This is a genomic window from Psychrobacter sp. TB20-MNA-CIBAN-0197, from assembly GCF_040309765.1.
Taxonomy (GTDB): Bacteria; Pseudomonadota; Gammaproteobacteria; order Pseudomonadales; family Moraxellaceae; genus Psychrobacter; species Psychrobacter submarinus.
Genome location: NZ_JBEOPC010001003.1, coordinates 1 through 254, shown reverse-complemented (window position 1 = coordinate 254; position 254 = coordinate 1). Strand labels below are relative to the sequence as shown.

The 254-nt window shown below is 39.4% G+C and carries 1 protein-coding gene; it reads right to left on the bottom strand.

The window, feature by feature from the left end:
* Positions 1-195: DNA adenine methylase (locus AAEY83_RS16910; protein ID WP_351060960.1), on the bottom strand; the 195-nt coding region annotated here is incomplete at its 3' end.
* Positions 196-254 lie beyond the last annotated feature (59 nt).

Genomic DNA, 254 nt, shown 5'->3' with positions numbered 1-254 from the left:
AATTAAGTCTGCATTGATATCATTGAGGATATAGTGCTTAAAGTCACTATTTAAAAACACAGAGCCTGCACCAACAAAAGGTTCAACCAAAGTATCAGCATGCTTGCTAGCTTGGTTTAATCGCGCATTAATGTTTTCAACTAGGCTGTATTTTCCGCCGGCCCATTTAAGGAAGGCTCTACTTTTTTGCTGCATTGGCTCTTTACTTCAATCTGGTGTTGCGCGATTTTACACTAAAGCAGTGTGTTTTACTG